Source organism: Bradyrhizobium sp. HKCCYLRH1030 (assembly GCF_051168395.1).
Classification (GTDB): Bacteria; Pseudomonadota; Alphaproteobacteria; order Rhizobiales; family Xanthobacteraceae; genus Bradyrhizobium.
This window is the reverse complement of the sequence record NZ_JBNPUY010000008.1, coordinates 123,865-143,481: the sequence shown is the minus strand read 5'-3', so window position 1 is coordinate 143,481 and position 19,617 is coordinate 123,865. Positions and strand designations below refer to the sequence as shown.

Below are 19,617 nucleotides of genomic sequence, written 5' to 3'. Positions count from 1 at the left end.
AATAAACTGTTAACGCTAACAGCCGGTTAATGGCGCGGCCACGGCGCCATCGTCACATCCGCGTCGGTTTGCGGGCCAGGCGGCCGGCGTGATTGCAGCAGCCTTCAAACTCTGCGAAGTCTGGCTGCCGCGCGCCAGTTAGGGAACCATTAGGCATGCCGTCGATGTTCGAGACCGCCTCCACAACGTCCGCCATCCCGATCACCTTCGTAACGAAGGCGAGCTGGCCGGGGATCAAGGAGCGCCTGTCGGTTGAAGCACGCAACTTCGCCGAGGCCAACGTCTACTCCGCCAAGCCCGGCAGCTATCTGGCGTTGCCCGCCGCCGACGGCCACATCGCGCAGGTGCTGTTCGGCATCGAGGACGACGACGCCAAGCACCGTGACCCGTTCCGGCCGGGCGCCCTGCCCGGCCTGCTGCCCGCCGGCACCTACCGCTTCGCCAATGCGCCGCATGATGCACGGCTCGCCGCGCTCGCCTTTGCGCTCGGCAGCTACCGTTTCGGCCGCTACCGCAAGACCGAGACGCCGGAGGTCCGCCTCGTTCCGCCGGATGGCGTCGACGCCGCCGAGCTGAACCGCCTGGCCGACGCGGCGACATTGGCGCGCGACCTCGTCAACACGCCGTCCAACGACATGGGACCCGAGGAGCTCGAGGCCGCGGCGAAGCAGGTCGCCGACCGCTTCGGCGCGCGCTTCACCAGCATCGTCGGCGACGATCTGCTGCGCCAGAACCATCCGCTGATCCATGCCGTCGGTCGCGCCTCGACCCGCGCGCCGCGCCTGATCGAGCTCGTCTGGGGCGATCCATCGCATCCCAAGGTGACCCTGGTCGGCAAGGGCGTCTGCTTCGATACCGGCGGGCTCGACCTGAAGCCGTCGAGCAGCATGCTCCTGATGAAGAAGGACATGGGCGGCGCCGCCAACGTGCTGGCGCTGGCGCAGATGGTGATGGATGCCAAGCTCAAGCTGCATCTGCGCGTGCTGATTCCAGCGGTCGAGAACGCGGTCGCCGGCAACGCCTTCCGTCCGCTCGACGTGTTTCCCTCGCGAAAGGGCATCACGGTCGAGATCGGCAATACCGATGCCGAGGGCCGGCTGGTCCTGGCTGACGCGCTGGCGCTGGCCGACGAGGACAAGCCCGACCTGCTGATCGACATGGGCACGCTGACCGGCGCCGCGCGCGTCGCACTCGGTCCCGATTTGCCGCCGTTCTACACCCAGGACGAGGCGCTCGCCGCGGACGTCGCGCGCTGCGCGGCCGCCGAGAACGATCCGCTGTGGCGGATGCCGCTATGGGCGCCGTACGACTCGTGGCTCGACTCCAAGGTCGCGACCATCAACAACGCGCCGTCCGGCGGCTTCGCCGGCTCGATCACCTGCGCGCTGTTCCTGCAGCGCTTCGTCGAGCACGCCAAGAGCTGGCTGCATCTCGACATCTTCGCCTGGACGCCATCCGCCAAGCCGGGCCGGCCCGAGGGTGGCGAGTGCCAGGCGGCGCGTGCGCTCTACAAGCTCCTGAGCGAGCGCTATGGCTGATCCGCGCCTCACGCCTGCGCGCGGCGACGTCGCGGCGAAACATCTCGAAGGCCAGGTGACGGCCGCGCGTTTCGTCGAGGGCGAGGCGCTGGTCGTCATCGATCCGATCGCGCCGCTGCGCCAGCAGCCATATTCCGGCGCCGAGCTGGCGACGCAGGCGCTGAAGGGCGAGCGCGTCACGGTCTACGACCGCAACGGCGAGGGCTGGGTCTGGGGCCAGCTCGCAGCCGACGGCTATGTCGGCTGGCTGCCGGAGGCTGCGCTGGCGGCGCCCGCCGCAGCACCGACGCACAAGATCAGCGCGCTGCGCAGTTTCGCGTTCCCCGGGCCGTCGATCAAGCTGCCGCCGGTGGAGACGCTGCTCATGGGATCGACCATCGCCGTGACGCGCGAGGAGGCCAGCTTCGTGGTGACGGCGGAGGGCTGGTTCGTCCCGCAACAGCACGTCACGTTGCTGGATGCTATCGAGCACGACTACGTCGCAGTCGCCGAGCGCTTCGTCGGCACGCCCTATCTGTGGGGCGGCAAGAGCAGCCTTGGCATCGACTGCTCGGGCCTGGTGCAGGTGTCGTTGAATGCTGCGGGTGTGCCGTGCCCGCGCGACAGCGACATGCAACTCGCCGCGCTGGGGCGCTTGCTCGACGGCGGAGAGCCGCTTCGCCGCGGCGATCTGATGTTCTGGAAGGGCCACGTCGCCATCGTGCGCGATGCTGACACGATCGTCCACGCCAACGCGTTTCATATGGCCACGCAGATCGAGCCGATCGGCGAAGCGATTGCCCGTATCAAGGCGAGCGGGAGCGATGTGCTCGCGATCAAGCGGCTGGATTGACTCGCCTCATCGCGCTGGCGCGTCCTCCCGATGAGGTTTTGAGACGCAGGCTCCCTCCTCCGTCATTGCGAGCGTAAGCGAAGCAATCCAGAGTCCCGCCCACGACTCTGGATTGCTTCGCTGCGCTCGCAATGACGCGGAGAGAGCGGCGCAAGAGTCCGATATACCTATCAAACAGCAACAGGCCGCGCCAAACAGCAGGGCAAGCATCCGCATTCTCGCGGCCGCGTCGGTCCGAGTCCTGCTGCAATCATCCGCCCTCGGCAACATGAGAGGGCGCAGGGAAGGCCGGGTGCCGACCGCACCCGTGGTTGCGTGCAACAAGCACGCGGTAGTCACCACAGGTACGGGCCGAACATCCGGCCTTCCCTGCGCGATGTTTTGCGACTTACTTCGTGATCTCCCCAGGGACCGGCTTTCTTGCCCCTGTCGGCCGCAGGCCTCATCGGCTCCCGCGACCTTGACGCCAGCATCGGGGCGCCAGGACCACACGACTTCGCCGTCCGCATGACGCCGTTCGTCGGTGCGCACATGCACACTGCAACATCATCGCGGCCATCGCATCCCGCACCCGACGTCCGTGACGACGCGTACGTCCCTCTCGTGGGGCAGGACGGGGCGGAGTATGCACGATTTCCGAAAAAAAGAAAGATGAATATTTTTCGCGAGAGGACTGGACAGGCGTTCGCGGACCGCGCCCGTCGGCCAAATCACCCGCAATCGCGTGGGTTCTCGCCGCAGCCCAAGAGAGCTGAGATTCTGACTGTCGGCGCTTTTGGTAATTCGCCCGATCTCGAGAGTATAGCGACAGATTCGTGGCCCGGCAGACGATTGCCGCTTCTGTGAAGGGTTTCGGATGCCGGCCGCACGATTGACGGCGCGGCATGTTCGGGCGGCCGGCGTCCGAAAGCTTCCAAGGGAGGAAGCCGCGCATGGTGGGCAGAACTGGTGCGGAGGCGCATTCCACCGTGGCCGGTCGATGAGCGGCGGGCACGACGAACAGCTTTGCAGAACGGCGGTTGTGCGGTGATGAGGTGTCGATCCTGATGGCGCTGGTTGGCGCAGTCGGTCGATGGCGCGGCTGCCGTCGCCTCTGTTGATCTAGCGCAAGGCTGGAATTGAGAAGAACGCCCACGTTGATGCGACAGAGGGGCGGACCATGGTGCGCGCAGGACGCTGGCGGGTTCAAGGAGCGGCCGTCGTCGCCGCGATGATTCTGCTAGCATCGCCGGCGCGGGCGGGCTGCAGTCCAGAAGACATCGCGGATGCCTTTATCGGGACGCTGTCCGCCGCATATGTGTGCAAGTCGGTCTATGAGAATGACGCAAGCCGCTACGCAGCGATTGCACTGACCGCAGCACTCAGCGGCGTCGCCTTGTCAGGGTCGGACACGGGGAAGGGGCAAGCCCTGGTCAATCAATTCTGCGCAGAGGCGCAGGGCAACGCCGACCAAGTCGTCAGCAAGCTGAACACGATCTTTGGCAACGCGATCGCAGAAAATGTTCTCGGCGATCTTTCCAAGGAGCTCGCAGCCATTGGCGCGGCCGCAGACGTCGTGAAATGCGCCTGCAAGAGCGAGCAGAGCACCGTTGGATTGGGTTCCGAAATCGGCTCATGTCTTCAGGAGGTGCTGTGCTGGGGGCAGGAAGAGCTTGGCATGCAGTCCTGCGGCGATTGCGAGGTCCTCCCGCCTGTTCAAGCCACATGCGCCGCGATCAACGCGACGTGCGAAAAAGTACCTTACATGGAGTGGTGGAGGTACCCGGAATGTCAAGGCATCGGCGGTCCCGGCTCGATCTTCAGCCCTTCCAGCAAAGGCGTCTATCAGGATCAATACGATCGATATGGCGTGGGCATGGTGGAAACCGGCGACGGGACGCTGGTGGTCACGGATCCCGGCGCCTATGCCTGCCACACAGGGAGCAGTTACTGCACCTGTCCGAAACCGATGGTGCCGCACTGGCAACAGGTCCCCAACCCCGGATCCGGCGATAGCAAGTACGTGTTCTCGTGCGATTGCCCGAAGGACACCCATCCCGGCGCGTTGAAGTCGAACGGGCTCTCCGAGTGCCTGTGCGACGACACCAACCAGGTGGCGGTCTTCGGCTTTGCGCCCTACGGCATGTGTCCGCCCGCGGCCTGCCCGGCCGGACAGACAAGACTCGGCGGCGACAAGAACAGCCCCTGTGTCACGCCCTGCTCCGACAAGAGCCAGGGAATGGCCTTTGACGGGAGCTGCTGCAATCCCGCGCAGATGACCAATTGTGGAGAATGTTGCCCGCCCGACACCGTGCCCAACGTCAAGACCGGCTCCTGCGAGCCACGGCCCAAGCAGCCGAAATGAGGCGGAGCGACATGATCGAGCTTGGCCGACAGACGCCCTTGACAGCCGCCGTCCGCGCGATGCGGCGCCTCGCCTGGCTGCTGATCCTGCCTCTCGCACTCGGGGGGCCCGCGTCGGCGCAAACGCCGCCCGGCGTTTACACCCCCGGCGATGCTGCAGTCACCGGATTCTCCGGGGCTATTCGCCCGTTCGAGATCGAGCCCGGTCAGGATCCCGACGTTCGGACCATCATCGATCCTGGAGGGCCGTCGCTGCGCATCGTCGATCTAAGACGCATGGGCGGTCCGCCCCAGGCGCAATTGGTCGGTGCGCCGAAGCCGTTCACCGTCAGCGCGAAGTCGATCGGGCAGGTGTTTGGCGTCGCTCTGGACGACAGTTCCCCCGCCAACATTTACGTCGCGGCGACATCCGCCTATGGTCTCTCGATCGTCGCGCCGGGACCTGAAGGTCGACCGCAACATGTCAGGCTCGGGACTAGCGGCGCGACCTTCATGCCGGCACAATGGGGTCCGGGCGGCGGTCCGGGATCGATCTGGAAGATCAATGGCGCCACCGGCGCGGTGACGCTGTTCGCGAATGTCACCACGGGCGACAAGGCCAATTCGGGCGCGGCGCTCGGGGGATTGGCCTATGATCCGGCGACCAAGTCTCTGTTCGTCGCCGACCGTGAGACCGGGCTGATCCATCGCTTCGGCCCGAACGGCGTCGACCTCGGTGTCTATGATCACGGCGTCGCCGGCAGTGCAGCCGCGGAACTTCCAACGGCGCCGGCGCCAGCCGGGCCAGGCGTCGATATTACGAGTCCTCAATTCGACAGCGCGCAGCCCGAGACCTGGGGCTACGCGGCACCGGATCGGCGAGTGTTCGGCCTCGCCATTCGCGACGGCCGGCTCTACTACGCGGTCGCCGAGGGCTTGCGGGTGTGGTCGGTCGGGCTCAACGCGAACGGCTCGTTCGGTGCGGACGCCAGAATCGAAGTCGTCGTACCGTCCGCCGCCGGTCCCACCGAGATCTCCAGGATCACTTTCGACGATGAGGGACGGATGTTTTTGGCCGAGCGGCCGGCGCCGACCGGGGCGCAGGATTTCGAGGCCTTGTCCGCGCCGTCGATCGGCCGCGTGCTGCGCTATACGCTGATCGGTGTCACTGAGATCAAGCAGCCGATCTGGCAGCCCTTGCCGGACGAATATGCGGTGGGATTCCCCGAACGTTTCCGCAATGGCAATGGCGGCGTCGCGATCGGCTACAGCTACGACATGGGCGGGACCATGAATCCGGCCTCCTGCGGCGGCTTCGTCTGGACCACCGGCGAACAATTGCGCAACGCCACCGATCCCAAGCTCGTGGCTCAACTCGGCCAGAACGACGCGCTTGCGATCGACGGACTGCAGGGGAATCCGATCTGGCGCATCCGCCGCGGCGATGAGCCACCGCTGCTCAGTTACTTCATCGACTATGCCGACGCGCCGCCCGATCTATCAGCTCGCGGACACATGGGAGATATCGCCATCTTGCGCGCGTGTACAAGGGAAGCCGCACGGATACGGCTGGCGCCTCGTCCAGCCGGCGCGCCGCCTCCCGCCGGCATGCCGAGGCCGCCGGGTCTGCAGACCTGCAAGACCCATGTCTGCGGTTCGGACGGATCGGTTTGTCCGCCCAATCAGATCTGGATCATCAAGACCAAGAGCTGCTCGTCGAGCTGCGCCCCGCCCAATGTTCTGGTCAATGGCCAATGCTGCTCGCCCAAAGACCTGCAGCCGGGGGGCATCTGTTCGAACAACAATCCGTCGACTGATATCGCCAAGCCGATGTGCGGCGTCAACCAGACGGCGATCGGCCCGAACAATGAATGCTGCGAGAACAGCCAGATCTATTCCGGCCCGATTGGCCAACAACTTTGCTGCGGGACGACCGTGGTGAACGGCGTGTGCGATCCGTTGAAGCCGAAAATTCCAGACTGGAAATGCCCCAGCTGCTGTGCGCCCGGCTATATGAAGATCGCCGGCAAGTGCTGTCTCAAGAGCCAGGCGACATCGAAGGGACAGTGCTGCCCGGCCGGCCAGATTGCGAGCCCCGACGGCACGCTATGCATACCGCTGCACTGGCTGCCGAGACTTTCACAGTGTTGCGCCTCGGGCTTCGTGCCGACTGCGAATAGCAAATGCTGCGCGTCCGCGAATCTGACGACGAGCGGCGAGTGCTGCGCGGCCCCGGTCGACCCAAAGGATCGAAGCCAGTGCTCCAAGACGATCGAGAAGAAGTCCACCACGGTCGTCCCCGTGATTCCGAAGCTGCCGACGACGTGCCAACCTGGTGAGCGGCGCAATGCCGACGGCGTGTGCGTGGCCCGCAAGCCGGGGGTGACGCGGGACCGGCAGGCGCCGGATGTCGGTCGCCCGATCGTCTGCCCCCCCGGTTGGATTCCGGGGCCGCTTGGCGCGCGCTGCCGGCCGACCGGCCGATTTGCGCCGCGCATGCCGGGGGTCAGACCGGTCCCCCCGCCCGGCATGATGATGCCGCGACGATGAAGGAAGCAGCGATGCACGAGGACACGAATTCGCAAATCATTACTGCACGCCAACTGCGGAAGTCGGCAGCCATATGGAGGATGACCGATGACCAATTTGATCCGTAGCGTTGCCACGGCGGCTGCCGTCTTCACGCTGTCTTTGCTTTGCGTGCAGCCCGGCCGAGCGGAGAGTTCGCGCAGCGACATCGAGGCGATCGTCAAGGACTACATAGCGACCCATCCCGAAGAAATCGAGCAGGTCGTGAAGGACTACCTCGCCAAGCACCCCGAAGCCGTGCAACAGGCCATCTCCGACCTGATCAAGAAGCGGCAAGCCGCGATGCCGGCGGCAGCGCCCGGCTCCGACAAGACTGAACTGGTCAAGCAAAATGCGCCGGCCTTGTTCGCGTCCGCGCACCAGGTCACGCTCGGCAACCCGCTGGGTGATGTCACCCTGGTCGAGTTCTTCGATTACAGCTGCGGCTACTGCAAGCGCGCGCTCGGCGAGATACTCGAATTGTTGAAGAGCGACCCCAAGCTCAAGATCGTGCTCAAGGAATTTCCGATCCTCGGCCCCGGCTCGCTGGAGGCGGCGCGCGTCGCGGTAGCGGTACGCATGCAAGACCCGACGGGCGCGAAATACCTCGACTTTCATCAGCGGCTTCTCCAAAGCAGCGGACCCGCCGACAAGGCGCGCGCGTTGGCCATCGCGCAGACGATCGGTCTCGACGTTGCTCAGCTTGAAAAGGACATGGACAGCCTGGAGGTGCGCCAAAGCCTCGATGAGAGCGGCAATCTTGCGCATAAATTGGGATTGAGCGGGACGCCGAGCTATGTCATCGGCGGCAATGTCATCGTCGGCGCGGTCGGACTTGCCACGCTGAAGGCCAAAATTCAGCAGGCTCGCCAGTAGTACGCTCCGATCGCGAAGATATGCATCGACGCCCGAGGTCTCGATTTGTGCAGCGCGCGAGTCCGCTGCTGTGAAGGGTTTCGGATGCCGGCAGCACGATTGACGGCGCGGCATATTCGGGCGGCCGGCGTCCGAAAGCCTCCAAGGGAGGACACCGCGCATGGTGGGCAGGACTGGTGCGGCGGGCTCTATGGGGATTTGAGCGCCGCAGGCGAGCTCGCTGATTGAGCTCGAAATGATGCAGCGAGCTTCGCGACGATGGCGCGGCGGGTGAATGAGCGGTGGATGGCATGGCAAGCGGTCAATTGTCGGCGGATTGACGACGACAGATGGATGTTTGGGCGCATTCCACCGGGTCGGTCGATGAGCGGCGGGCACGACGAGCAGCTTTGCAGAATGGCGGTTGTGCGGTCATGAGGTGTCGATCCTGATGGCGCTGGTTGGCGCAGTCGGGTTGATGGCGCGGCGTTGCGCCTCGCTCAAAGACCTCGATGACGATCATGCGGCCGCCGCAGCATGGACACGGCGGCTTGCCACTGCACCCGTGCTGCCGGCTGTCGTGCCTTACCGCGCGAGCGGTTTAGTCCTTTGACCCATTGCGGACTTTGCGAAGAACCGGCTGCGCGATGAATGAGGTTTTACATCCTGCAGCACACAACCTGTGGTTAAAATGTTACACTGGTTGATATTGACACACACGGCAACTGAACATTGTTGACCCTGGACCCGCGCCCCGAATAGCGTGGTTCAGGTCTCGTGCTGGGAGTGTGACGATGCGTAACGCATCCATGGCAATTATTTCTGCTATCTCAATCCTTCCATTTGCGCAGGCCGCGTCGGCGGCCGATCTGCCGCTGAAGGCCCCGCCCCCTGCGCCGCTTGCCGTGTTTAGTTGGACGGGATGCTACGTCGGCGCAAACCTCGGCGGGGGACAGGTGAAACACAACCTGACGACCGACGCGCCTCCGTTCCCGCCCAATCTCATCAATGGCGCTGCAAGAACGGCAATCAACAATGCCGGTCTGGCGAGCCTTAGTCACACCGGCATTACCGGTGGCGGACAGGCTGGATGCAACTGGCAGCCAACAACGGCAGGCTGGTCCCACCTGGTCTTGGGTATCGAGGGCGATTTCAACGGCATTGACGGCAAGGTGTCGCGAAACACCGGCAATGTTGTCGAGCCGGTATCGGGGAGAACGGTTGCATCAGTCGACGACATTGGCATGAATTGGTTCGCCACGGTCCGAGGGCGCATTGGCTGGGCCTTTGACCGGATCATGATCTATGGCACGGGCGGCGCGGCGATCGCCAATGTCGACGCATCAAAGAGATTTGCGTGGGATTTTGCCGACGGCTGCCCGATCGTGAACGGCTTGAATCAATGTCATGTCGGCGGTCGCAGCAGCACCCGTGTCGGCTGGACAGCCGGCGGTGGCGCCGAATGGGCATTCCGAGACCATTGGTCCGCGAAGGTTGAGTATCTCTACGCCGACCTCGGCAACTTCTCCTATTCGACTTTCAACAACGGACCCGGATTTGGCCCCCCTGGACAAGTGGCAAACCATACGGTGAGCACGAAACTCCAGATCGTTCGCGTGGGCGTCAACTATCGCTTCTAGCGAACTACGTTGAATGCGTACTGAACTCGCAGAGCAACAATTGCGCTCCTTGGCGGAGCCGTTTGCCAATTGATTGCACTGTCACTGCCCCCCGCGGGTGGTCCATCAACAGCGCTTACGATCTAGCGACAAGTGGTTGGTCCGAATCTGGCCCAATTCCGGACCTGCCCATCGGGTCGCCGTAAGTCCGGTTACGCTGCCTGACCGGACGTGACCGCCGGGGGGCCCGAGGGATTCCGCTTCATCGGCGATTTCTGCGGCCATTCCGCAACGAACGTCGGACGAGGAGCGCCCGGTCCCTAGCTCGCCGCCGTCCCATTCCCCGCGGTCTCGTTCCGGAACGCCGCCGCAAACAGCGCGCGGGTGTAGTCGGTCTTCGGCGCCTTGAACAGCTCCACCGCCGGCCCCTCCTCCACCACCTTGCCGTGGCGCATCACGATCAGGTGGCTGGCGAGTGAGGCGACCACGCGCAGATCATGCGAGATGAACATGTAGGTGAGATCGAGCTTGCGCTGCAGGTCGCGCAGCAGCGCGACCATCTGCGCCTGAAACAGCATGTCGAGCGCCGAGGTCGGCTCGTCCAGCACGACGAAGCTCGGCTCCAGCACGACGGCGCGCGCGACCGAGATGCGCTGGCGCTGGCCGCCGGAGAATTCGTGCGGATAGCGGAAGCGCGTCGTCGGATCGAGCCCGACCTCGTTCAGCGCCTTAATGACCTTGGCCTCCCGCTCCTCTTCGCTGAGCCTGGGCTGATGCACGCTGATGCCCTCGGCGATGATGTCGCCGACCGACATGCGCGGGCTGAGCGAGCCGAACGGATCCTGAAACACGATCTGCATGTCGCGGCGGAACGGCCGGACATCCTTGAAGGACAGGCCCTGGATCTCCTTGCCCAGGAACACGATCGGACCGTCGGAGGAGATCAGCCGCAGCAGCGCCAGGCCCAACGTGGTCTTGCCGGAGCCGGACTCGCCGACGACGCCGAGCGTCTCGCCCTTGCGCACGGCGATGCTGACGCCGTCCACGGCCTTGATGTGGCCGACCGTGGAGCGGAACAGGCCGCGCTTGATCGGAAACCAGACCTTGAGGTCCCTGGCCTGCATCACGACCGGCTGATCGGGCCGCGGCGGCGCCGGGTCCGGCTTCGGCTCGGCCGCGAGCAGCGCCTTGGTGTAGAGATGGGAGGGCGCGGTGAACACCTGCTCCACCGGCCCCTGCTCGACGATCTTGCCACCGTTCATGACGCAGACGCGATCGGCGATGCGCCGGACGATGCCGAGATCGTGGGTGATGAAGAGCAGGCTCATGCCGAGCCGCGCGCGGATGTCGGCGAGCAGCGCCAGGATCTGTGCCTGCACGGTGACGTCGAGCGCGGTGGTCGGCTCGTCGGCGATCAGCAGATCCGGCTCGTTGGCGAGCGCCATCGCGATCATCACGCGCTGGCGCTGGCCGCCGGAGAGCTGATGCGGATAGCTGCCGAGCCGGGTTTCCGGCTCGGGGATGCCGACCTGCGTGAGCAGCTCGAGCACGCGCGCCCGCGCCGCGCCGTTCGAGATCGGTCGATGCAGATGCAGGATCTCGCCGATCTGCCGCTCGATCGTGTGCAGCGGATTGAGCGAGGTCATCGGCTCCTGGAAGATGATGGAGATGTCGCTGCCGCGGATGCCGCGCATCTCGCCCTCCGACAGCGGCAGCAGATCGCGGCCGTTGAAGCGGATGCTGCCCGACGGGTGCGAGGCGACCGGATAGGGCAGCAGCTTCAGCACCGACAGCGCGCTGACCGATTTGCCCGAGCCGGATTCGCCGACGAGGGCAACGCACTCGCCGCGCCTGATGTCGAACGAGACGTGGTCGACGGCGGTCGACACGCGGCCCTGCTGGTGGAAGGTCACCGAGAGATCGCTGACCGAGAGCAGCGGCTGGCTGATCGCATCCATGTCGGTCACCTGAACGTCTTGCGCGGATCGAACGCGTCGCGCACGGCCTCGCCGATGAAGATGAGGAGCGACAGCATGATCGCGACCGAGAAGAAGCCGGTCAGGCCGAGCCACGGCGCCTGCACATTCGCTTTGGCCTGCGACAGCATCTCGCCCAGCGACGGCGAGCCAGGCGGCAGGCCGAAGCCGAGGAAGTCGAGCGCGGTCAAGGTCATCACCGAGCTCGACACGATGAAGGGCAGGAAGGTCATGGTCGCGACCATCGCATTCGGCAGGAGATGCCGCCACATGATGACGGCATTGGAGACGCCGAGCGCGCGCGCGGCCTGGATGTATTCGAAATTGCGGCCGCGCAGGAATTCGGCGCGGACCAGGCCGACCAGCGACACCCAGGAGAACAGCAGCATGATCCCGAGCAGCGTGAAGAAGCCGGGCACCAGCACCGCCGACAGGATCAGGAGCAGATAGAGATAGGGAATCGCGTTCCAGATCTCGATGAAGCGCTGGAACAGGAGATCGACCCAGCCGCCGAAATAGCCCTGCACGCCGCCGGCGGCGATGCCGATGATCGAGGAGAAGAACGTCAGGGACAGGCCGAACAGGACGGAGATGCGGAAGCCGTAGATCAGCCGCGCGACGACGTCGCGACCCTGGTCATCGGTGCCGAGCCAGTTGTATTCGAGATCCCGGCAGCTCTTCAGCCCCTTTCTCTCGACCACCGCCTTGCACTGCGATTCCTTCAGCATCCAGGTCGGCGGCGACGGCGCGGGCGTCGGCAGGTCGAGATTATGCGTGGCGTAGGAATAGCGGATCAAAGGCCAGATCACCGTACCGCCCTTGTCGGCGATCAGCTTCTGCAAATAGGGATCGCGGTAGTCGGCCGCGGTCTCGAAGTCGCCGCCGAATGCCGTTTCCGGATAGGAGACGAACGCCGGGAAGTAAAGGTGGCCGTCGAACTTGATCAGGAACGGCCGGTCGTTGGCGATCAGCTCGGCGAACAGCGAGACCACGAACAGGAACAGGAACAGCCACAGCGACCAGTAGCCGCGGCGGTTGGCCTTGAAGTTCTGCCAGCGGCGCTGGTTGAGCGGCGACGGCCGGAAACGATGCCGCGTCGGCGGCACGGCCTCGCCGAGCGGGGCCTGCGCCTTGGTCTCGACCGGAGGGGTGGCTGTGATCGTCATCAGACCTCCCGCGCCTCGAAGTCGATCCGCGGATCGATCCACATGTAGGTCAGATCCGAGACCAGGTTGATGGCGAGGCCGAGCAGCGAAAAGATGAAGAGATTGCCGAACACAACGGGATAATCACGATTCAGAATGCTCTCGAACGAGAGCAGGCCGAGCCCATCCAGCGAGAAGATGGTCTCGATCAGCAGCGAGCCGGAAAAGAACGCGTGGATGAAGGTGCCCGGAAAGCCGGCGATCACGATCAGCATGGCGTTACGGAAGACGTGGCCGTACAGCACCTGGTTCTCGCTGCAGCCCTTGGCGCGCGCGGTCATGACATATTGCTTGCGGATCTCGTCGAGGAACGAGTTCTTGGTCAGCAAGGTCATGGTCGCGAAGGCGCCGAGCGCCATCGACACCAGCGGCAAAGTGAGATGCCAGAAATAGTCGATGATCTTCCAGTACCACGGGAAGTCCGACCAGCCATCCGAGGTCAGCCCGCGCAGCGGGAAGATGTTGAGGAACGAGCCGCCAGCGAGCAGGATGATCAGCAGGATCGCGAACAGGAAGCCCGGAATGGCGTAGCCGACGATGATCACGGCCGAGGTCCAGACGTCGAAGCGCGAGCCATCCTGCACCGCCTTGCGGATCCCCAGCGGAATCGAGATCAAATAGGTCAGCAAGGTCATCCAGATGCCGAGCGACATCGACACCGGCAGCTTCTCCTTGATGAGCTGCAGCACTGACGTGTCGCGGAAATAGCTCTTGCCGAAATCGAAGCGCGCGAAGTTCCAGACCATCAGCGCGAACCGCTCCGGCGCCGGCTTGTCGAAGCCGAACTGCTTTTCGAGCTGCTTGATGAAGGCGGGATCGAGCCCCTGCGCGCCGCGGTATTTCGAGTTCAGCTCGCTGCCGGATCCCACCTGTCCCGGCGGCCGCGCGCCGAAATCCGAACCGCTGCCGCCTGAAATCCGCGAGGTCCCGCCGGTGTCGGCGCCGGTCAATTGCGCGATGACGCGCTCCACCGGACCGCCCGGCGCGAACTGCACCACGACGAAGGAGATGAAGAGGATCCCGAGCAGGGTCGGGAGCATCAGCAAGATGCGACGGGCAATATAGGCAGCCATGAACTACTTCGCCTGCTCCAACTTTGCGGCCTTGGCGGCATCGTACCACCAGATGTCGGGAGCGCCGACGCCCGAGGCGTATTTCGGCGGCTTCGGCGGATGGTCGAACTGATCCCAATAGGCAATCGGGTGGGTCTGGCGATACCATTGCGGTATCCAGTAGTGGCCGGCGCGGAACACGCGGTCGAGCGCCCGGCAGGCCAAGGTCAGCTCGCTGCGCGTCTCCGCGGCGATCGCCTTGGCGACCAGCGCATCGATCGCGGGATTGCTGATCCCGGCGAGATTGTAGGAGCCCTTGGTCTTGGCCGTGTCCGAGGTGAAATAAGCCCGGAGGCCGTCGCCGGGGGTCGGCGACATCGACATCCGCTGAATGGCGATGTCGAAATCGAAATCCTCGACGCGGGCGCGGTACTGCACGGCGTCGACGATGCGCAGATCGGCGTCGATGCCGAGCGTCTGCAGGTTCTTGATCAGGGTGCCGTGGTGCGGCTTGAACGAGACCTCGTCGATCAGGAACTCGATCGCGAACACCTCGCCGGACGGCAGCAGCCGCTTGCCGTCCTTGACCGGCAGGCCGGCCTGCTGCAAGAGCTGCATGGCCTTGCGCAGCAGCGCGCGATCCTGGCCGGAGCCGTCCGAGCCCGGCGGCACGAACGGCTCGCCGAACACATCGTCGGGCACCTGGCCGCGGAACGGCTCGAGCAGCTTCAGCTCCTCGGGCGAGGGCGGCCCGACCGCGACCATGTCGGAATTCTGGAACGGCGACACCGTGCGCGCATAGGCGCCGTACATGATGGTCTTGTTGGTCCACTCGAAGTCGAACGCGTAGGTCAACGCCTGGCGGACGCGGGGATCCTTGAACTTGTCGCGGCGGGTGTTGATGAACCAGCCCTGCCCGCCGGACGGCGTCTCGTCCGGCAAGAGCTCGCGCTTGACGCGGCCGTCCTTGATCGCCGGGAAGTCGTAGCGCGTCGCCCAGATGCGCGCGGTGAACTCCTCGCGGAACAGATAGCTCTTGGCCGTGAAGCCCTCGAAGGCGACGTCGCGGTCACGATAGAACTCGTAGCGCACGATGTCGAAATTATACATGCCGCGGCTGACCGGCAGATCGGCCGCCCACCAGTCCTTGACACGCTCGAACTCGACGTAGCGGTTGATCTCGTATTTGCCGACCTTGTACGGCCCCGAGCCGAGCGGCACGTCGAGCGGACCCTCGTCGAACGCGCGGTTGGCGTACCAGGCCTTGGAGAAGATCGGCAGGGTCACGACATAGAGCGGCACGTCGCGCGCGCGCTTCTCGACGAAGCTCACCACGACGGTCGCATCGTCGATCGCCTCGGCCTTCACGAAGTCGCGCAGCTGAACAACGATCAGTGGATGGCCCTTCTCCTTCAGCGTGTTCAGCGAGAAGGCGACGTCTTGCGCGGTGATCCTGCTGCCGTCATGGAAGCGCGCCTCGGGCCGCAAGGTGAAGCGGTAGGCCAGCTTGTCCGCGGAGACCGCCACGGATTTCGCGACGAGCCCGTACACCGCGTCCGGCTCGTCGCTCGCGCGCACCATCAGGGTCGCGAACGTCATGTCCATGCCCTGCGCGCCCTCACCTTTCAGGACGTAGGCATTGAACGAGTTGAAGGTCTGATAGGACTGGTTATAGGCGCGCACCGAGGGGATCAGCGAGAACATCCCGCCCTTCGGAGCGTCGATATTGACGTAATCGAAATGATGGAAGTCGGCTGGATATTTCAGGTCGCCGAAGGCCGACGTGCCGTGCGACTCGGGGCCGAACTCCGCGGCCACGGCCGGCGTCAGCAGCGGATAGCTGAGCGCGCCGAACCCAAGCCCGAGCACGCCGCGGCGCGACAGATGCGGGAGCCGGCTCAAGAGCGCTTCACCTTGGCGGCCTTGTCGGCATCGTACCACCACAGATTCGGCCAGCCGGACCGCGCATATTTCGGGAACGGCGTGAAATGGCTGAAGCGGTCCCAGCGTGCGCTGCGCGCGAACGGGTAGGTGAACTGGGGGACGACGTAGAAATTCCACAGCAGCACCCGGTCGAGCGCATGCGTCGCCGCTTCGAGGGAGGCACGATCCTTGGCGTAGATGATCTTCTCGATCAGCGCGTCGACAGCGGGGTTCTTGATGCCGATCGTGTTCTTCGAGCCGGACTCGTCGGCGGCCTTGGAACCCCAGAAATCGCGCTGCTCGTTGCCGGGCGACAGCGACTGCCCCCAGACATCGATGATCATGTCGTAGTCGAAGGTGCGCACCCGGTTCTCATACTGGACGTTGTCGACCTGGCGTACCGTGACAGCAACGCCAAGGCGCTCCAGCGACGGCTTGTAGAACAGCACGATACGCTCGGAGGACGGGTCCTGGACCAAGAGTTCGACCGTGACCGGCTTGCCGGCGGGATCGACGAGCTTGCGGTCCTTGATCTCGAAGCCTGCGTCCTTCAGCAGCCTGGTGGCCTCGCGCAGATTGGCGCGAACGTTCTCGGGATTGCCGCCCACCGGGGCCTGGTAGACCGTGGTGAACACGTCCGGCGGCACCTTGTCGCGCAGCTCCTCGAGGATCTGCAGCTCCTGGCCCTGCGGCAGCCCGGAACAGGCCAGATCCGTGCCTTCGAAATAGCTGTTGATCCGCTTGTACTGACCGTAGAACAGCTGCTTGTTCATCTCCTCGAAATCGAAGGCGTAGTTGAAGGCACGCCGCAGCCGCGCGTCCTGGAATTGCGGACGCCGCAGGTTGAAGGCGAAGCCCTGCATGCGGCCGGAATCGCTGATCGGGAATTCGTCCTTGACCACACGCTTGTCGTTGATGGCCGGGAAGTCGTAGGCCGTCGCCCATTGCTTGGCGGAATTCTCGTTGATCCAGTCGGCCTGATCGGCCTTGAACGCCTCGAGGGCGACGATGTTGTCGCGGAAATACTCGAACTGCAGCTCGTCGAAATTGTTCTGGCCGATCTGGACCGGCAGGCTGGCGCCCCAGTAGTCCTTGACGCGCTCCATCTTGATCGAGCGGCCGGGCACGAACTCCTTGATGCGATACGGGCTCGACCCGAGCGGCGGCTCCAAGGTCGTCGCGGTGACGTCGCGCTTGCGGCCCTGCGCGTCCGTGCCTTCCCACCAGTGCTTGGGCAGAACCAGCAGCTCACCGACGATGTGCGGCAGCTCGCGATTGCCCGGACCGTCGAAGGTGAACTTGACCTCGAGATCGCCGGTCTTCTCGGCCTTCACGACATGACGATAATAGGACGAGTAGTGCGGGCTGTTCTTCTTCAAGACGTCCAGCGAGAAGATGACGTCCTCGGGTGTCACCGGCTTGCCGTCGTTCCAGCGCGCTTCCTTGCGCAGCCGGTAGATGACCCAGGAGTAGTCGTCCGGATAGGCCGCCGATTCGGCGAGGAGGCCGTATTCGGTCGACACCTCGTCCTGCGAGCGCGTCATCAGGGTCTCGTAGACCAGCCCCGCCGCGGACGCGATGTTGCCCTTCACATACATCACGACGATGTTGAAATTGTCGAAGGTGCCGAGCGAGATCATCCGCGCTGTGCCGCCCTTGGGCGCGTCGGGATTGACGTAGTCGAAGCGCTTGAAGTCCGCCGGGTACTTGATCTCGCCGAACAGCGACAGGCCGTGGCGCCAGACCAGTTGTTCACCGGCCTGCGCCTGCGCGGCGTCGAGCGGGGCAAGGCTGGCGGCGGTGCCGAGCACCGGGGTCATCGCAGCGAAGACGCTGCTCTGCAGGAGCTGTCGTCGGGTAATCGTCAAATGAGACTTCCTCTGAATAAGACCGCTTGAAGCAGGTGGTCGGCCGTGGCCGCTGCTGCTCCCAGATCCAACGTTCGATCGTAACCCAATTCGCAAGGGCAGGTTTCGCCGGCCTCAGCCAGGGTGCTCCGGCCCCGCGAACCCGTTCCATTCAGGGGACCAATATACGGCAAGGTTTCGACCAATAACCTTGCTTTTTCCTCATGATACCGGGTTGTGAACGAGGTGGATGCGACCAAAGGTCCCAAATGCGGCGAATTTCGTCCCGCAAAGCAAAACGGCCGGGCTTGAGGCCCGGCCGTCGGAAATTGGGGGGTTAGCAGCCGATCACTTGGCTGCGGTCGGCAGCGGCGCCGGATTGTCCGACAGCGAGTTCAGGTAGGCCAGCACGTCGGCGCGCTCCGAGTCCTTCTGGATGCCGGCAAAGCCCATCGCGGTGCCCGGGATGTAGCCCTTCGGATTGGCGATGAAGTGGTTGAGATCCTCGATCGTCCAGGTGCCGCCCTTGGCCTTCATCGCGGCCGAGAAGTTGAAGCCGCGGCCTTCGCCGATCTTGTCGCCGACGATGCCGTAGAGGTTGGGGCCGACGGCATTCTTGCCGCCCTTGTCGAAGGTGTGGCAGGCCGCGCATTTCTTGGCGGCGGCAGCGCCCTTCTCAACCGAGGCGGTCTGCAGCAGCTTCTCGATCGGCTCGGCCGCGGCCGGCGCAGCGGCTTCCTTGCCTGCGCCCTGGGCCTCCTTCACGGCGATCTCGAACCCCGGTTTCTCCGGCATTTTCGGCGCGAAGATCGCGCCAGCGGAGAAGCTCGTGACCAGCACGACCAGACAGGCGGCCAGAACGGCGCCGAGGATTTTGTTCAGTTCGAAGGAGTCCATTTTGGAATCAGGCTCCGAGGGCGGATTTCATTGCTTGGGAGGCCGCGGGGCCGCGACCGTGAATCGCCCCAGGATTCGTCAAGGCATCGAGCGGAATCGAGCCGTCGCGCCTCCCCCTGCGGCAGAAGTGAGATATCGGTTTGCCCGTGCTCTGGCAACCCGTATAAGCGGGCCGCCCCTGCTGTCCCCATCCAGTCCGGCCCGCGCTGTTGCGACCGGCTCCGACCTGCCGTTTCCCGGATGACCAAGTCCAAAATCCTCGTGCTGATCCCTGCCCGCATGGCCTCGACCCGCCTGCCCGGCAAGCCGCTGCTCGATATCGCCGGCCAGCCGATGATCGTGCAGGTGCTCCGGCGCGCGCAGGAGGCCGCGATCGGCCGCGTGGCCGTGGCAACCGACACGCTGGAGATCGCGAACGCCGTGACGGCGGCGGGTGGCGAGGTGGTGATGACCAAGCCCGATCATCCCTCCGGGTCGGACCGCATCTACGAAGCCATGTGCAAGCTCGACCCTGCCCGCGAGGCCGAGATCGTGGTCAATCTGCAGGGCGATTTCCCGACCATCGACCCGCAGAACATCAGCGACGTGCTGCCGCCGCTGGACGATCCCGCCGTCGACATCGCGACCCTTGCCGCGCAGATTCATACCGAGGAGGAGAGCCTCAATCCGAACGTCGTCAAGGCGGTCGGCTCGCCTCTCGGCGGCCGGCGCATGCGCGCGTTGTATTTCACCCGGGCCACGGCGCCGTATGGCGACGGACCGAGGTACCATCACATCGGGCTCTACGCCTACCGCCGGGCGGCGCTGGAGCGCTTCGTCAGCCTGCCGCCATCGCCGCTGGAGCAACAGGAAAAGCTGGAACAGCTGCGGGCGCTGGAAGCCGGCATGCGCATCGACGTGATGGTCGTCGACGCCGTGCCCCGCGGCGTCGACACCCCCGCCGACCTCGAAACCGCACGCCGGCTGCTGTCCAAGTCCTAAGC

13 protein-coding genes and 1 pseudogene are annotated in these 19,617 nt (G+C 64.6%); 7 read left to right on the top strand and 7 right to left on the bottom strand.

Going from position 1 to position 19,617, the window contains the following annotated elements; genetic code table 11:
* Positions 1-155: 155 nt before the first annotated feature.
* The 5 genes from ACQR1E_RS23325 (at position 156) to ACQR1E_RS23305 (ending at position 8,136) form a co-directional block, all read left to right on the top strand.
* On the top strand, positions 156-1,538 hold the full coding sequence (locus tag ACQR1E_RS23325; protein WP_434897630.1) for a leucyl aminopeptidase family protein: 1,383 nt from the start codon (positions 156-158) through the stop codon (positions 1,536-1,538).
* Positions 1,531-2,370: an NlpC/P60 family protein gene (locus ACQR1E_RS23320; protein ID WP_434842661.1), complete on the top strand. Its 840-nt coding sequence runs from the start codon at positions 1,531-1,533 to the stop codon at positions 2,368-2,370. Before ACQR1E_RS23325 ends, ACQR1E_RS23320 begins: the two co-directional genes overlap by 8 nt.
* Positions 2,371-3,529: 1,159 nt before the next feature.
* Complete coding sequence (locus tag ACQR1E_RS23315) at positions 3,530-4,714, top strand: hypothetical protein (RefSeq protein ID WP_434844595.1); 1,185 nt, start codon at positions 3,530-3,532, stop codon at positions 4,712-4,714.
* An 11-nt stretch (positions 4,715-4,725) separates the two neighbouring features.
* On the top strand, positions 4,726-7,242 hold the full coding sequence (locus tag ACQR1E_RS23310; RefSeq protein ID WP_434897629.1) for a YncE family protein: 2,517 nt from the start codon (positions 4,726-4,728) through the stop codon (positions 7,240-7,242).
* 87 nt (positions 7,243-7,329) lie between these two features.
* Positions 7,330-8,136 (top strand): DsbA family protein, encoded by an 807-nt coding sequence (locus tag ACQR1E_RS23305; protein ID WP_434844597.1) that lies wholly within the window; start codon positions 7,330-7,332, stop codon positions 8,134-8,136.
* Positions 8,137-8,547: 411 nt separating this feature from the next.
* On the opposite strand, the pseudogene ACQR1E_RS23300 reads toward ACQR1E_RS23305, so the two are convergent.
* Positions 8,548-8,674 (bottom strand): annotated as a pseudogene (locus ACQR1E_RS23300) (IS91 family transposase); the annotation flags it as partial.
* Between the two features lie 235 nt (positions 8,675-8,909).
* Here ACQR1E_RS23300 and ACQR1E_RS23295 point away from each other — a divergent pair.
* Positions 8,910-9,755, top strand: coding sequence for an outer membrane protein (locus ACQR1E_RS23295; protein ID WP_316191686.1), 846 nt, complete (start codon positions 8,910-8,912; stop codon positions 9,753-9,755).
* A gap of 299 nt (positions 9,756-10,054) precedes the next feature.
* On the opposite strand, the gene ACQR1E_RS23290 is transcribed toward ACQR1E_RS23295, so the two are convergent.
* From ACQR1E_RS23290 to ACQR1E_RS23265, 6 genes are all read right to left on the bottom strand, one after another.
* Positions 10,055-11,692, bottom strand: a complete 1,638-nt coding sequence (locus tag ACQR1E_RS23290; RefSeq protein ID WP_434897628.1) for an ABC transporter ATP-binding protein — start codon at positions 11,690-11,692, stop codon at positions 10,055-10,057.
* A 5-nt stretch (positions 11,693-11,697) separates the two neighbouring features.
* Positions 11,698-12,876 (bottom strand): ABC transporter permease, encoded by a 1,179-nt coding sequence (locus ACQR1E_RS23285; RefSeq protein WP_434897627.1) that lies wholly within the window; start codon positions 12,874-12,876, stop codon positions 11,698-11,700.
* Positions 12,876-13,988, bottom strand: coding sequence for a microcin C ABC transporter permease YejB (locus ACQR1E_RS23280; RefSeq protein WP_315713801.1), 1,113 nt, complete (start codon positions 13,986-13,988; stop codon positions 12,876-12,878). The genes ACQR1E_RS23285 and ACQR1E_RS23280 overlap by 1 nt, the downstream gene beginning before the upstream one ends.
* Positions 13,989-13,991: 3 nt before the next feature.
* Positions 13,992-15,869 carry an extracellular solute-binding protein gene (locus ACQR1E_RS23275; RefSeq protein WP_434897626.1) on the bottom strand — a complete coding sequence of 626 codons (1,878 nt, stop codon included), beginning with the start codon at positions 15,867-15,869 and terminating at the stop codon, positions 13,992-13,994.
* Positions 15,866-17,710: an extracellular solute-binding protein gene (locus ACQR1E_RS23270; RefSeq protein WP_434897662.1), complete on the bottom strand. Its 1,845-nt coding sequence runs from the start codon at positions 17,708-17,710 to the stop codon at positions 15,866-15,868. The genes ACQR1E_RS23275 and ACQR1E_RS23270 overlap by 4 nt, the downstream gene beginning before the upstream one ends.
* A 375-nt stretch (positions 17,711-18,085) precedes the next feature.
* Complete coding sequence (locus tag ACQR1E_RS23265; RefSeq protein ID WP_315825971.1) at positions 18,086-18,634, bottom strand: c-type cytochrome; 549 nt, start codon at positions 18,632-18,634, stop codon at positions 18,086-18,088.
* Positions 18,635-18,874: 240 nt separating this feature from the next.
* On the opposite strand from ACQR1E_RS23265, the gene ACQR1E_RS23260 reads away from it, so the two are divergent.
* Positions 18,875-19,615 carry a 3-deoxy-manno-octulosonate cytidylyltransferase gene (locus tag ACQR1E_RS23260; protein ID WP_434897625.1) on the top strand — a complete coding sequence of 247 codons (741 nt, stop codon included), beginning with the start codon at positions 18,875-18,877 and terminating at the stop codon, positions 19,613-19,615.
* Positions 19,616-19,617: the final 2 nt, after the last annotated feature.